General features: G+C 44.5%; 13 protein-coding genes and 1 other RNA gene. 5 read left to right on the top strand and 9 right to left on the bottom strand.

The window, feature by feature from the left end; all coding sequences use genetic code 11:
• Positions 1–8: 8 nt before the first annotated feature.
• Together H509_RS25835 and H509_RS26875 are read right to left on the bottom strand one after the other, a co-directional pair.
• Positions 9–836: an exonuclease domain-containing protein gene (locus tag H509_RS25835; RefSeq protein WP_051287323.1), complete on the bottom strand. Its 828-nt coding sequence runs from the start codon at positions 834–836 to the stop codon at positions 9–11.
• A complete protein-coding gene (locus H509_RS26875) occupies positions 826–2067 on the bottom strand; it encodes a DUF294 nucleotidyltransferase-like domain-containing protein (protein WP_051287322.1) in 1242 nt (413 codons plus the stop codon). The genes H509_RS25835 and H509_RS26875 overlap by 11 nt, the downstream gene beginning before the upstream one ends.
• Positions 2068–2459: 392 nt before the next feature.
• Here H509_RS26875 and H509_RS0118195 point away from each other — a divergent pair, with 392 nt between their 5' ends.
• Positions 2460–2879, top strand: a complete 420-nt coding sequence (locus H509_RS0118195; RefSeq protein ID WP_028546346.1) for a MerR family transcriptional regulator — start codon at positions 2460–2462, stop codon at positions 2877–2879.
• 37 nt (positions 2880–2916) lie between these two features.
• On the top strand, positions 2917–3597 hold the full coding sequence (locus H509_RS0118190) for a zinc metallopeptidase (RefSeq protein WP_028546345.1): 681 nt from the start codon (positions 2917–2919) through the stop codon (positions 3595–3597).
• 362 nt (positions 3598–3959) lie between these two features.
• Here H509_RS0118190 and gltC read toward each other — a convergent pair whose 3' ends face one another.
• Both gltC and H509_RS0118180 read right to left on the bottom strand, forming a co-directional pair.
• Positions 3960–4868 (bottom strand): glutamate biosynthesis transcriptional regulator GltC, encoded by a 909-nt coding sequence (gene gltC, locus H509_RS0118185; protein ID WP_028546344.1) that lies wholly within the window; start codon positions 4866–4868, stop codon positions 3960–3962.
• A gap of 83 nt (positions 4869–4951) precedes the next feature.
• Positions 4952–5554 (bottom strand): rhomboid family intramembrane serine protease, encoded by a 603-nt coding sequence (locus H509_RS0118180; protein WP_028546343.1) that lies wholly within the window; start codon positions 5552–5554, stop codon positions 4952–4954.
• Positions 5555–5700: 146 nt separating this feature from the next.
• Between H509_RS0118180 and tpx the strand changes: the two genes are divergently transcribed.
• Positions 5701–6219: a thiol peroxidase gene (tpx, locus tag H509_RS0118175; RefSeq protein ID WP_028546342.1), complete on the top strand. Its 519-nt coding sequence runs from the start codon at positions 5701–5703 to the stop codon at positions 6217–6219.
• A gap of 65 nt (positions 6220–6284) precedes the next feature.
• On the opposite strand, the gene H509_RS0118170 is transcribed toward tpx, so the two are convergent.
• The 3 genes from H509_RS0118170 to H509_RS0118165 form a co-directional block, all read right to left on the bottom strand.
• Positions 6285–6677, bottom strand: a complete 393-nt coding sequence (locus tag H509_RS0118170) for a DUF1499 domain-containing protein (protein ID WP_028546341.1) — start codon at positions 6675–6677, stop codon at positions 6285–6287.
• Positions 6678–6844: 167 nt separating this feature from the next.
• A non-coding RNA gene (ssrS, locus tag H509_RS27295) (6S RNA) lies at positions 6845–7027 on the bottom strand.
• Between the two features lie 52 nt (positions 7028–7079).
• Positions 7080–7844 carry a YesL family protein gene (locus tag H509_RS0118165; protein ID WP_028546340.1) on the bottom strand — a complete coding sequence of 255 codons (765 nt, stop codon included), beginning with the start codon at positions 7842–7844 and terminating at the stop codon, positions 7080–7082.
• A gap of 166 nt (positions 7845–8010) precedes the next feature.
• On the opposite strand from H509_RS0118165, the gene H509_RS28215 reads away from it, so the two are divergent.
• Positions 8011–8133, top strand: coding sequence for a YjcZ family sporulation protein (locus tag H509_RS28215; protein WP_211234349.1), 123 nt, complete (start codon positions 8011–8013; stop codon positions 8131–8133).
• A gap of 99 nt (positions 8134–8232) precedes the next feature.
• Here H509_RS28215 and H509_RS0118155 read toward each other — a convergent pair whose 3' ends face one another.
• Both H509_RS0118155 and cshA read right to left on the bottom strand, forming a co-directional pair.
• Complete coding sequence (locus H509_RS0118155; protein WP_028546339.1) at positions 8233–8817, bottom strand: hypothetical protein; 585 nt, start codon at positions 8815–8817, stop codon at positions 8233–8235.
• 224 nt (positions 8818–9041) lie between these two features.
• Entirely contained in the window at positions 9042–10691 is a 1650-nt protein-coding gene (gene cshA / locus H509_RS25825; RefSeq protein ID WP_036697735.1) for a degradosome RNA helicase CshA, read from the bottom strand.
• A 270-nt stretch (positions 10692–10961) separates the two neighbouring features.
• Here cshA and H509_RS0118145 point away from each other — a divergent pair, with 270 nt between their 5' ends.
• Positions 10962–11789, top strand: a complete 828-nt coding sequence (locus H509_RS0118145; protein ID WP_028546338.1) for a YitT family protein — start codon at positions 10962–10964, stop codon at positions 11787–11789.
• The last annotated feature ends 600 nt before the right edge of the window (positions 11790–12389 follow it).

The raw sequence follows: 12389 nt of genomic DNA, 5'->3' as shown, positions 1-12389 counted from the left end.
AAGACTACTTAATAGCGGCTAAGATACATATACAATTCGCGCAGCGTAGTCACGCGCCGTGCCAATGCTTGTTCTACAAATTGTATCCATAATGCCCCTGTAGCCTGTGCATCATACAAGGCATGATGCCGTTTCTCGTTTTCGATGCCAAGCAGATGAGTTAAAGAGTCTAAATCCAACTGTTTTTGCTGTGGATACAACCACTTGGCTACCAACATCGTATCCAACATTCGATACTTCCACGACTGCTTATGGTAACGCCATAATGCCGCTCTTAGAAATGCTTTATCATGACCACTCGCATGAGCGATCAGCATGCGGCCATCAACGAAACTGCTAAATCTCGTTAATCCTTCACCGACCGACACCGCACTCCCTGCATCAGCATTTGTGATCCCAGTCAATTGTTCGATGATGACTGGAATCTGAATACCTGGGTTCACAACAGTATAAAATGCCCCTGCACCAGCCTCATCTGACACCCATTGAGTCCCATTAATATGCCACGCACCAAACGAAATAATTTCATCTGCATGGGGCTCAAAACCTGTCGTCTCCAAATCAATTACGGCAACGGGCAGCTCTAATAGTGGAATATCAAGCAGTTGAGCACGTCCTTTTATGCCAGCGCCTCGTTGCTGCTTAGCTATAGAACGTTCATAAGCGAGTTTCGCCCCTGCAGTGTGCAGCTCTTGCTGTGCCGCGGCGCGAATCACTTCTGCCTCATGCTTATGGCTTGAATGCGATTTCGGAGATGGCGCCGCCCCTGTCATGCCGGTACGCGCGCGCAGACGTTCGAGCCAAGCGGGTCCACCTCTTCTTTCATCATTTTTCATGTGCATACCTCCGCTCCAAATATTTAAGCCACTTCGTTACCGCATATGAATTTCTTTTAAGCGCTCGCTTTTGTGCCGGAAGCAGCATGGCGAGATCTACCATACCTGAGCAATTCCAACAGCCATCTACTTCATATCCACCTGCCTGCCATCTACTCTCCAATACATCGTCCCACCCTTGATTGACTTCGCTAACAATAGCTTTTATGGATACGTCGTCGTGCCTGTGTGCTGTCATAATTGCAGCATCCAGACGCTCACGTGTAGACATCGCACGATCTAGCCGACCACTTAGCCACATACTGCTTCTTGCCAGCTGTGCAGAGGGTACATAAGTACGATATTTGATATCAAAAAGACCTGCATAAGCCCCATATCGTTCACGAATGAACTGCCCAAAGCTGTTGTGAGCTCGCTTGCTATGGAGCAAGTTACTTATGATCGCTTGGTTTAATGAGAAGCTACGTTGCTCATAAATGTGTTGCAGATGGGTCCGCCATTGTTGCTCGAGCCAAGTATCCCCAGCACACGTTCTCATATCAAGCGACATTGAAAAATAACGCATGTTTTCCCAATTCGGATGCTGTGTCCATCGTTCTGTACGCTGCTGCCATTGTGATATGGAACCTCGCCATTCAGCTGTGCTTGCCAACACTTTACCCGAGCAAGGAGGAAATCCAAGACGCGTCAGCAGTTGTGTAAATACACGCCCCCACTGTTCAAAATAGATAGCAGCACGAGTATGTTGATCAGCGGGTATATCCGCCCAAATCAAACCGTGGTCCTGATCACTCCACGGCGTCATCTCTCTACGTCCTCCACTGCCAAACATAACGCAAGCGTAGGCAGCAGGCGGTGAACCGTATCCATCCTGCTTCAGCAAAGCTTCCACTTGACTAGCCCCAGCCTTATAAAAAGCGTCTACAATGTTAGCCGCCATCTTATATCTTGTTGAAGCTGCAATTCGACTAGACTCCATTAAAGCTTTCTTTTCAATGTGCGCATTTCGTTCATTTTGTTGCATCTCCCACGCACCCACATAGTTACCTGTAGTTAAGTTGCACTTTGAAGTCGAAAAATCAGCAACAAGTGGGGACGCCATCCAATCCGCCCTTAACTGTATCCACCATTCAATCCGCTCCTCAGCAGACGTGTATGGATTATGCATAATACGCTCCACCCAAGGCTTAGCTAACTGTTCTCCTTGCAACAGATCTTGACCATTAGACATACCGCATCGCCCTTTATGTCATAATTACTAACATACATCTGTATTATTGATGATTATTATAAGCAAAACAGGTCAGTTTTGGCAATTAAATTATGATTAAAGCTTATATTTTTAACTTTTATCTGCATTTAATGTCATGTTATATGACATACATAAAAACCATTACGTTTGACTGTATGGTTTGTTATGCAGTATCATAGAATAATAGTAAGATTATTTACCGAGAAGTATTTACAACTTGAACTATCGTGTTTATACTGGAATCTTTCTTGTTTTATTTTGGATTCGTGATCGGTAGCACACACATCCGAGCTCGTCCAGAACAGAAAGGTTACATACGGCACTAGAGTGAATCGAGGTGAGGTAACGATGGGGATACGCAACTTTTTCGTATCGGCGAACTAGCTCGGGTCGCGTCCGTAAGTCAACGTACAATTGATTATTATACTTCAATCGGACTTATCCAACCCGCTACACGCACCGATACCAATTATCGGTTATATCCTTACGAAACGATAGAGCGTCTCAATCGTATTAATCAATTAAAGCAAGAAAAGTATTCTTTAGAAGAAATCAAAGAATACTTTAGGCAGCTTAAGCAGATTGCAAGCGAATCAGATCTTGCCAAGCGTTTAACTGACTTGCAAGTTCACTTGCAGCAAGTTGAACGTGAAGCCAAAGAATTGAAGCCAATGCTCGAACAATTAAAGCCTACGCAGGCAAAGTCCTTATTCCAACGAATTGGACCTCAAAGCGCAGCATGTATCGAGGTATTGGTTGCTTTGCTTGATAAGCAGCAGCATTTGCTTTAACGACTATTTATGTACGGGACACAAAGGAGGCTTCTCAATGTTTTTTCACCCTATGGATTTTTTGATTCTCATCGCGTTTGGCCTATCCATCTGGGCCCAATTCCGGGTAAAGGGTACATTTACACGCTGGTCTGAAGTACGTGTTATGAGTGGCATGACGGGTTACGACGCCGCACGACGAATGCTGGATTCTAACGGATTACACGATGTACCTGTTGAACCTGTTCAAGGCACATTAACAGACCACTATGACCCGATCAATCGCGTAGTTCGTTTGTCGGAGCCCGTATATTACGAAAACTCTATTTCAGCAGTATCTGTTGCCTGCCACGAAGTTGGGCATGCCATTCAGCATCAGCACTCCTATCCGATGCTTGTTCTGCGTCACCGGATGTTTCCGGTCGTTAACTTCGCTTCTGGAGTTGCACCGTTTTTGTTAATCGCAGGTTTCTTGTTTAATGCGATGAACCTTGTCGGTGTAGGAATTATTTTCTTCTCCGCAGCTGTTGCGTTCCAACTCGTTACACTGCCTGTGGAGTTTAATGCCAGCAATCGAGCTCGCGAGTTGATGATTTCGGAAGGTTTTATTACTAACGAAGAAGAACGAGGCGTCGCTAAAGTGTTAAATGCCGCAGCATTAACCTATGTTGCCGCAGCGCTCATCTCATTGCTTGAACTTATTAAGTACATTATGATCTTTACAAGCAACAGGGATTAAGTTCCCTTACAACACTACACCTTCAAGTCATTAATATCATGTCGTAAGATATGATACTAACCTTGAAGGTGTTTTTACGTCCATAAGAAGAGGAGCTTTCCCACGATACCCATTCTTTCATAGAACATTTCCATGTTGTTACATGGTAGATGTGGCATTTTAATTATTCACTCCTTAATCATCAATTGTAAATATATGCTTTCCCAAAGGTGATAGGTGTAAGCGATTCCCACATTAAACTCTACTTGTTTCGTTATATATACTTCAAAACACACCTCAAAACACAATGACCCACCAGAGGTTCACTTTTTCAAAGTGGATTCTTGTGGGTCACCGTTCGACATGATGCTGTTTTGTTATGACTAATGGGATGATGGTTGATTGTGTACATTAAAGTATTCCAGCAAAAAACGATGAAACGTCTTTGCCACAAGCGGAAGCTTCTCATCCACTCGCCGAATAAGTCCAATCGTCCTCATCACTTTAGGTTCCGAAATCCGAACTGCAACCGGCTGTAGCTCTGTCATATGCTTTAAAGCCATATCAGGCAGCAAACTGACACCCATTCCTGCTGCTACCAAACCACGAATCGTGTCCGTTTCTTCGCCTTCAAATCCGATATGGGGAGTAAAGCCTGCCTTAATACAAGCATCCCATACGAGCGGACGAAGTGAATAACCTTGACTGAACAGTACAAATGTATCATCCTTAAGCTGCGCTAGACGAATTTCTTCTTGCCCAGCTAGTGGATGCGTAGGAGGGAGGATTGCATACAGTTGCTCCGTTAACACAACTTCACCGTCAACCTGCTCACAATCTTCCGGAAAAGGAGAGATAAACGCAAGATCAACCTCTGCTCTAACTATATCCCGAATCAATGAAGGATACATCCCTTGTTTAAAACGAAACTTCACGTTAGGATGAAGCTTGCGGAATGCCGCCACGACAGAAGGAATAAGGTGAACCCCCAGACTGTGCGGAAAGCCAATACGAATTTCCCCTAATTCAGGGTCCATAAATTCTTGAACTTCCTGTACCGCCCGATCCAGCTCCTTCAGAATGACTTCTGCTCTTTTCAGAAACAATTGCCCTACTGGCGTCAGCTGGAGGTTACGACCTTTCTGCAAAAATAATTTAACGCCAAGCTCTTCTTCCAACTGATGAATTTGGCGGCTTACTGCGGATTGTGCCACATGCATCTCTTCTGCAGCCTGTGTGACATGTTCCTTTTGCGCTACTTTAACAAAGTAGTGTAACTGCCTAAGCTCCACGACAATTCAACGCTCCGTTCTGTATTATGCTCCTACTTTGGCATCCAACTGTTCGAGATGCACGTCAATTCCCTTACAATATCTTACTTGCGATGGACCCACCGCATCAAGCCGTACACAACAAATCCGGCAGCGAGTCCGCCTAAGTGCGCACTCCAGCTGACATTGCTCATCAAAAACGACTGAATAATGCCCAAGCCCAAAATAATATATAATGTCTTACGTGATGCCTCATCAAGCGCCCAACGTTGAAACAAAGCAATAAAGAAATACGCACCATACAGACCATAAATTGCGCCTGACGCGCCTGCAGACAGCGTTCCCCATTCTGATAACCACACGCTCACCGCACTCCCTAGAACCCCACTTGCGAGATACAGAACAGCATACTTAAAGCTGCCAAGAGCCTGTTCAATCGGAGGCGCAAAAACGTACAGGGCAAACATGTTAAACAATAAATGGTCAAATCCGATATGAAGGAACATCGAGGTGAACATACGCCACGTTTCATGGACGTACGGCTCTTCTTTCCACATTGCTCCAAAACGAAGCAGCGTCTCTCCGTCCTTCGAACCACCACTAATCGCTAACACAATAAACATGATTATGTTCGCTAGTAGTAAGAGCGTTGTCACTGGATACTGTTTCACATAAGTCCGCCATTTCTCATAGCGAATAAAGATCATAACGTTTTTAGCTCCTTTACGTTAACATCGTTCTCATTCGTGTGTGCAAATGATAGCACAGTAACATTGGACAATGTATGATGTCACCCCTTATAATAAAGGGGGTTTACCAAATATTAGCCCCTATCGCAAGGAGGTTTCCGTTAATGACTACAGAACGCACTGGTGTTGCCACACTTAAAGGCAACCCAATTACACTACTCGGCGCACAACTACAAGCAGGTGATCAAGCTCCAGACTTCCAACTTCACAAATCGTTAGTGGAAACAGTAAGTCTGAAAGATTTCGCTGGCAAGATCAAATTAATTAGCGTTGTACCATCAATCGACACAGGCGTTTGTGACATGCAAACTCGCCGCTTTAACGAAGAAGCAGCAAGCCTTGGTGAGCAGGTCGCTGTATTGACAGTCAGCGCAGACTTGCCAATGGCCCAAGCACGCTGGTGCGGCTCCGCTGGAGTCGACAAGCTTGTAATGTTGTCCGATTATAAAGACAATAACTTTGGTGTTGCATACGGCGTTCTAATCAAGGAACTTCGCCTTGATATGCGTTCGATTTTCGTACTGGATGCAGACAACAAAGTAACTTATGTTGAATACTTAAGCGAAATGACAGAGCACCCGAACTATGAAGCTGCACTAGAAGCTGTTCGTGGTCTCCTGTAAGCATGCACAATACAAAAGCGAGAGAAGGGTTTCGGCTCTCCTCTCGCTTGCCTTATTTCCGAATGTTAGCCCTTTATAACGTTAGCAGACATCTTCTTATCAAGAATCGCGAATAGGTCCAGCACAACGCGATAATTAGCTCCCAGATCCCCCATACCGCCACGAGAAGCTGAATAAACATCCACTGCTGTTTTGGCAGGACTAACCGAAATAACGGACACGGTAATATCCATCACACGTCCCATAGCTGTACGCTTCTCCATCGTAATTTCACCTACGGATGGAACTTCATGCAGTATCTTGTACCCTTGAATCTTCTTTAGCGTAGATGTAACCTCTGCCCAAGCTTTGTCTTTAGATAATTGGTAATAATGCGTTTTCAGTTTCGGGTCTTTGGCGCGGTCACTGCTCGATTCAAAGCTTCGAACAATCCCTACCAGAGTTCTCTTGAGTGACAAAAGCGTGTTCCTCCTTTATTCGACTGCCGTTGCTCACTTATGTATAGTTTATCATTGAAAGCCTATAGAAGGAAAGTGCAAAACCTCACGATTACCAAAATGGTCACGTGATATGTATAAAAAAGCCTCCAACATGAACAATGTCCATATTGAAGGCGCTTCTTAAAAGGTAACCCGCTAATGCCGTTCGGCTTTAATGTTTCTGAACCTGCTCTAGCAGGTGGGTGTCCGCAAAGGCGCCTTTGACTACTCTAACAAGAGAGCTTGTCAGCAACGACTCAATATTGAACTCCCGGGAAACAAACATTGGTTCAAAACAACGAAAACCGTGACGCACATCGCAGGATGTTCTTTTATTATAGTGTTCTTTTCGACAAAAGTAAACCCAAGGCCAGGTCGAATTTATTTCAATTCCTCTTTAATCGTATCCTCGCCAGTTGTTTCCTCTTCGTCCTTCGCGTTTAGCTTATCTTGTTGATCCTGCATCTTTTGGTACGTTGTGTAGAAGTTAAAGAAGGCGTAATAGGCGATAATCGACCCTGCGAAGAAAATAAAAATAACTGGCCACTTCATACCAAAGTACAACAGCATTCCACTTACTACCGCAGTTAACACCACTCTTACTGGTCGGAACAACGTCAGCAAGATGCTGTTCTTTAATATTTGGAACGTCTTCATATGGTAATGTGAAACCATCGAGAAGAAGTTAAACAACGATACAAACAATACAATCAACAAACCTAACATAACAAAACCAACGACTTGCAGTGTCTGAAGCTGGGTCATGTAGACTGTATAGTCAATATACATAATAACAAACAACAATGTATAGAAGAAACCACCAATCATCGCTTGCTTGTAATTGTCTTTGTAGGACTTAAAGAACGTTTTTACAAGCTTAACATCCGTGTCCCCCATTACCCATTTACGTGCCACAGAGAACATTGCAGCGGTTGCCGGGAACAATGTAAACGGTGCCGCAATTCCCATCATCCAATTCATCTGTAAAGATTCATTGGCCAAATTGCTCTGCATAACTAACAACTTCGTGACCAAAAAAAAGAAAAACGGAGACGAACAGAGCAACCACAATATGTTCGTAACCGAGAATCGCATGATCCATTCGGATATGCGGTAAAACCCACCCATTATCCCACGATATTCCAAAACAAACTCCTCCTCCTACACATCCTGTCCCTTTAACTATAATACAAACATGAAGTGTAAGCCAGTGCCTAATTTAACACAATTGGGTTATGGTCTAAGCCGAATAAACGTCTACACCATATGATGTATCGTGTTAGAACAGTTCAGATTTCAAGGAGGTTACAATATGAGTCAAGTCGGTTATGGCGGGTATGGCGGCGGTTGTGGTGGAGGTTTGTTTACTTCCGCAGGTTCTATCCTCGTACTCTTTATTTTACTAGTCATTATAAGCCGTTCTATTTTGTACTAATTTATCAACGAAGCGGCACACCTCTCAAGTCGCAGTTCAAAGGAGAAGGCTTCCCGCCTTCTCCTTTGACCAATTAAGCTAAATCAAAAATGACCCCGATTATGCCGATACCAAATTTGATACTAAAAGATTACGATTCGTATTTAAAGAGCTGACCACATCTTTTAAGTCGCCAATAAATTCAAGCTTTAATGCCTGACAATGTCTAAAATCATCCGGAGTAACCATTTCAGCCTCTTTACTCGTTAAGCGCAAGCCGCACTCCTGAAATAACGAAGCAATAAATTGCGAGCAGAAATAAGCATTTTTGCGTGCAATCCTAATTTTTAGAGCAATACCTAGCAAGCCCAACAAATTATATTTATATTGATGCTCATTTCGTTCTATATCTTGAATCCGGCTGCGAAATCGATTGTACATCTCGGGACTCACCGTACAGCTATACAATGCGCATCTCGTCAGGCGCGACTCTCCACGAATCAGATCACCTATAACACGTTCACGCACAAAACCGCCAACAAAAGGATTAGCTGGGCCTTTACGACCAAAGCTGAATACCTCATTTAACGACTCATCCAGGGCAACGGAGGCATGATTTAAGGGATGCCTCGTGTACATCTTTATTACTTGCGAGAACAAAGTTCCTGTATCTGTTAACAGTACATAAATACGTTTCTGCTCCAATGTTCGTCCACCAACTTGTCATTCGTCATTTTTTATAATTGTAAATGAAAAAGATGACTTCACCCACAACCTTCAGACGTAAATCGTTCTGGACTATGGTCGGGGGAGGCGGGTGCCATCCGAACGTACCTAACGTACTTTATGCGCAATAGCGGATAGATGTACTGCTGTTGAGCAAACAAAAAAGACAGTTCCAAAAGGAACTGTCTTTTGCATACGCAATATTATTCAGAGTCAGGCGTGCGACGTGGCTCACGATTCTCATATGGACGGCGCGGACGACGATCGCCGCTTCCGCTGCGATCACTGCTGCGTTCGCCACCACGGTCACTCCACTCACGGCGGCCACCGTTGTCGCGGCTGCCACCAGAACCACCACCGTAACCACCACGGTTGTTGTTATCGCGGCTGCCATAGCCACCACGGTAACCACCACCGCCACTGTTGCCTTGACGACGGTCTCCGTCACCACGCGGAGCGCTAGAGCGTCCACGTCCGTATGGAGCGGATACTTTACGACCGCTCGTACGCACATCTGGCTTGCGACGTTTTGCACGAATCGGATCTTCTGGTGTTAATTGGACTTGAACGTCCTTCTTCTCACCTGTCAACAACTTAAACGCTGCTGAAAGAAGCTGTACGGAATCATATTGCTCAAGCAATTGGATTGTAATTGCTTTGTATTCGTTAATCTCGCCAGCTTGAAGCACTTCAAGCAAACGCTCACCAACGATACGTTGCTTGCCTTCAATTGCTTCAGCCAAGCTAGGCATCGGCTTGCGGGAAATACGATGACGTGTAACACGCTCGATAAAGTGCATATGATCGATCTCACGCGGAGTAACAAACGACCATGCGCTGCCCTCTTTACCAGCACGACCTGTACGGCCGATACGGTGAACATAAGATTCTGGATCTTGCGGCAAGTCAAAGTTAATAACGTGAGTAACACCAGACACATCAAGTCCACGTGCAGCTACATCTGTCGCTACTAGAACATCAATGCTGCCATCACGGAATTTACGCATAACCGCATCACGTTGGTTCTGAGACAAGTCACCATGGAGACCGTCAGCAGAGTAGCCACGTTTTTGTAATGCTTCTGCCAATTCATCAACACGACGCTTCGTACGACCGAATACGATCGCAAGCTCAGGAGATTCCATATCAAGCAAACGGCTTAATGCGTCAAACTTATTCCGTTCGTTAACTTCAATATAAGACTGCTCGATAAGCGGAGCACTGATCTGCTTCGGCATAACGGACACATGCTCTGGGTTCGTCAAGAAAGTGTTAGCCAACTTCTGGATGTTAGGTGGCATTGTTGCGGAGAACAACATCGTTTGACGATTGTCTGGTACCAGCTTCAAGATGGAAGTAATATCTTCCATGAAGCCCATGTCCAGCATTTCATCTGCTTCATCCAACACTACAGTGTTTACATCATTAAGACGTATAGTCTTACGGTTGATGTGGTCAAGAAGACGACCAGGTGTACCGATAATGATTTGAGGATTTTTCTTCAGGGCACGGATCTGACGTCCGATATCCTGTCCGCCATAGATTGGCAAAGAGCGGATGCCTTTAAAGCGGGACAATTTACTAATTTCTTCAGCAACTTGAATCGCAAGCTCACGTGTTGGTGTCATAATCAAGGCAACGACACGGTTCTCTTCTGGTTGAATCTTCTGGATAAGCGGAATACCAAAGGCGGCCGTTTTCCCTGTACCCGTCTGCGCTTGTCCAATCATATCACTACCGGTCATCGCTATAGGTATTGCTTTTTCCTGAATTGGAGTCGACTCTTCAAACCCTAATTCTGTGATTGCTTGTAGAACTTTCGTTTCCAAGCCAAATTCTGCAAATGTCTTCAAAATTATTCAAGCTCCTTCATTGTGGACAATCCACAGCCATATCTGTATTCTTAAGTAGCGTGATCAATTGGTGACGAATGGCACATCGGGCCGGCCGTCTCATCATATACAATGCGAGATGGAATACGGAATCGTTTCCCTCGCTAGTTCGTTCATGTGTACATTTCAGAAAAAAAAGCATACTCAAGAATATCCAACACATTATAACACAATCATAACGAGGAATACCAGTAAGGAACATATTATTCCTACATTTTGGGGTGAAATGGTTTGAAAAGACTGCTCGAATGCTTTGTAATCGTAATTGGAGGCGCACTTATTGCTTCTGCTTTTAACCTGTTTCTCGTTCCGCACCACTTTCTGAGCGGGGGCGTATCCGGTGTATCCATGATTACAAGTTATTTTACAAAATGGAATATCAGCATCCTTTATTTCGCATTTAATGTACCGTTAATCATATGGGGATGGTTCATCCTTGGACGACGGTTTGTTACATATAGCATGCTGAGTGTAGTATCAACTACTTTGTTCATCTCCATCATACCTGTTGTATCCATCTCCAAAGAGCCGCTGCTTGCTGCTGTGTTTGGTGGAACCTTTGTTGGCATCGGAAGCGGTTTGTCACTCCGGGTAGGAGGCTCCTCCGGTGGTTTTGACATCATAGGTGCTATCGTTACCAAATTTCATGATTTCCCCATTAGCAACGTATCAGTATCTCTGAATGCACTGGTCATCCTCACTCATGGCATGCTGACGCAAAGCTGGGAATTGGCGCTGTACTCTATGGTTTCGATTTTCACAACTGGCAAAGTGATGGACACCATTTATATTAACCACTACAAGGTCACGGTATATATCATTACAGGCAACAAAGATTTACTATTGGACAGAATGTTGTCCCTGCCGCATGGCATTACTGTCATTAAGACACGGGGCGCATTTTCCGAAATCGAACGGGACATGCTGATGACTGTAACTACGCGGTATGAATTACAGGATTTGAAGCGAGTAATTAAAGAAGCTGATCCTAAAGCCTTTGTTAACATTGTGGAAACGGTCGGAATTATGGGCAATTTCCGCCGACCAAAACATACTTAGAGCTTCCCTGAATTTGCTAAGGGCTTTGTCACCATTAGAGGTTATCGATGGTGGCATAGCTCTTTTTTTATACACCATTTTCATAAACCTAACACTCACTCCATGCTAAGCTTATAACAAGGCAAACAATACTACACTTGCGCCATCACCTATCGGCGGCAAAAGCAGCCCTCATCTCACCGGATGCCCTAATTTGTCAGTAATACCTACGCCACCCCGTTTATCCACAAACAATGCTCTTGGCTGCCGCCTCAACAACCTTGATCGAAGCAGCGCTTATCTGCCTCTTCTTACGAATGAATACTTCATGAAGGGCTTTGTGGAATCTTTGGATATACTGTTCGCTGTCATGAAGCTGATGGCTGTCGTGTGGACTACACCACTTGATTTATAAAGGCATGATCGAGCGAAGCGATATCCTCATCTAGCACCACAAAAAATAGCCTTTGCCCAAATTAATGGACAAAGGCTATTACATTCTTGCATACCATCATGCATGAGCGGACTAAAGATGACTAAAGACCAAGCTCACTAACGTTCTATTGCCTATGGCACGACAACGCAAGCTTGCTCATCTGCTCCAAACGCACACACAAGCTA

Source organism: Paenibacillus taiwanensis DSM 18679 (assembly GCF_000425125.1).
Classification (GTDB): domain Bacteria; phylum Bacillota; class Bacilli; order Paenibacillales; family Paenibacillaceae; genus Paenibacillus_B; species Paenibacillus_B taiwanensis.
The sequence above is the reverse complement of the archived record's forward strand: the minus strand, read 5'-3'. Positions and strand labels throughout refer to the sequence as shown.

What these genes read in the sequence shown, in the direction of transcription:
- H509_RS25835 (WP_051287323.1), bottom strand. Translation starts at nt 836, where the DNA reads ATGAAAAATGATGAAAGAAGAGGTGGACCCGCTTGGCTCGAACGTCTG.
- H509_RS26875 (WP_051287322.1), bottom strand. Translation starts at nt 2,067, where the DNA reads ATGTCTAATGGTCAAGATCTGTTGCAAGGAGAACAGTTAGCTAAGCCT.
- H509_RS0118190 (WP_028546345.1), top strand. Translation starts at nt 2,917, where the DNA reads ATGTTTTTTCACCCTATGGATTTTTTGATTCTCATCGCGTTTGGCCTA.
- H509_RS0118180 (WP_028546343.1), bottom strand. Translation starts at nt 5,554, where the DNA reads ATGATCTTTATTCGCTATGAGAAATGGCGGACTTATGTGAAACAGTAT.
- tpx (WP_028546342.1), top strand. Translation starts at nt 5,701, where the DNA reads ATGACTACAGAACGCACTGGTGTTGCCACACTTAAAGGCAACCCAATT.
- H509_RS28215 (WP_211234349.1), top strand. Translation starts at nt 8,011, where the DNA reads ATGAGTCAAGTCGGTTATGGCGGGTATGGCGGCGGTTGTGGTGGAGGT.